Below are 1,460 nucleotides of genomic sequence, written 5' to 3'. Positions count from 1 at the left end.
GTGGACCGGGCGGCGCGTGTGGGCGATGCGATCGAGACCGGCACCGTGTTCATGAACCGGGCCGATTATCTGGACCCGGGCCTATGCTGGACCGGCTGCAAGAATACCGGGCGCGGCGGTGGCCTTTCGGTCATCGGTTATCACAACCTGACGCGCCCCAAATCCTACCATCTGAAAAAGGTGACAGGGTAAGAAAACCGTCCGGGTCGCATCGCGGCCCGGGCCGCGCCCACCACGGGCGGTCACGGCCCTCTGTTGCAACAAGGGGCACTCGAACATCCGGCCAACAGGCCCACATTGAAAGGCGATAACATGTCTCTCGTTGGAAACTGGTCCTACCCGACCGCGATCAAATTCGGCGCTGGCCGCATAAAGGAACTGCCCGAGGCCTGCGCCGCGGCCGGGATGAAGAACCCCCTGTTGGTCACCGACAAGGGTCTGGCCGATCTGCTGATCACCACGGCGACGCTGGACATCATGGAGGCCGCCGGTCTGGGGCGTGGTCTGTTTGCAGAGGTGGACCCGAACCCGAACGAAAATAACCTCGAAGCTGGCGTTGCCGCCTATAACGCCGGTGGCCATGACGGGGTGATCGCGTTTGGCGGTGGCTCGGGGCTGGACCTGGGCAAGATGGTCGCTTTCATGGCCGGTCAGACGCGCCCCGTCTGGGATTTTGAAGACATCGGTGACTGGTGGACTCGCGCCGATGCCGATGTCATCGCGCCGATCATCGCGGTGCCCACCACCGCCGGAACCGGATCGGAAGTGGGGCGCGCCAGTGTCATCACCAACTCTGAGACCCACGCCAAGAAGATCATCTTCCACCCCAAAGTCTTGCCGACGGTGGTGATCTGCGATCCGGAACTGACCGTGGGCATGCCCAGGTTCATCACCGCAGGCACTGGCCTGGATGCCTTTGCCCATTGCGTCGAGGCGTTCTCGAGCCCGCATTACCACCCGATGTCCCAGGGCATCGCGCTGGAAGGCATGCGGCTGGTCAAGGAATATCTGCCCCGCGCCTATGCCGATGGCACCGATCTCGAAGCCCGCGCCCATATGATGAGCGCCGCCTCGATGGGTGCCACCGGCTTCCAGAAAGGTCTGGGCGCGATCCACGCCATGAGCCACCCCATCGGCGCGCACTTCAACACCCATCACGGCACCACCAACGCGGTCTGTATGCCCAGCGTTCTGGCGTTCAACGCCCCCGCCATTGCCGACCGGTTCCAGATGGCGGCCGACTATCTGGGCATCGACGGCGGCTTTGACGGCTTCCGCGCCTTTGTACAGACGTTCAACGACGACCTCGGCATCCCCCGCAAACTCTCCGACCTGGGCGTCACCGAAGCCGCCATCCCAGACCTCGTCAAAGGCGCAATCATCGACCCCTCATGCGGCGGTAACCCCATCGAACTCAACGAACAAAACCTGACCGCACTCTTCAATAACGCGTTGTGATC

General features: G+C 63.0%; 1 protein-coding gene and 1 pseudogene. Both read left to right on the top strand.

What is annotated here, in order from left to right:
- Nucleotides 1–192: pseudogene (locus RUE5091_RS22440) on the top strand (aldehyde dehydrogenase family protein); the annotation flags it as partial.
- A gap of 120 nt (nt 193–312) precedes the next feature.
- Nucleotides 313–1,458 (top strand): iron-containing alcohol dehydrogenase, encoded by a 1,146-nt coding sequence (locus RUE5091_RS22435; protein ID WP_058284172.1) that lies wholly within the window; start codon nt 313–315, stop codon nt 1,456–1,458.
- Nucleotides 1,459–1,460: the final 2 nt, after the last annotated feature.

Source organism: Ruegeria denitrificans, assembly GCF_001458295.1.
GTDB lineage: Bacteria > Pseudomonadota > Alphaproteobacteria > Rhodobacterales > Rhodobacteraceae > Ruegeria > Ruegeria denitrificans.
This window is presented reverse-complemented; position numbering and strand designations above follow the sequence as displayed.

Excerpts from the sequence above, each read along its gene's own strand:
- RUE5091_RS22435 (WP_058284172.1), top strand. The coding sequence starts at position 313 with ATGTCTCTCGTTGGAAACTGGTCCTACCCGACCGCGATCAAATTCGGC.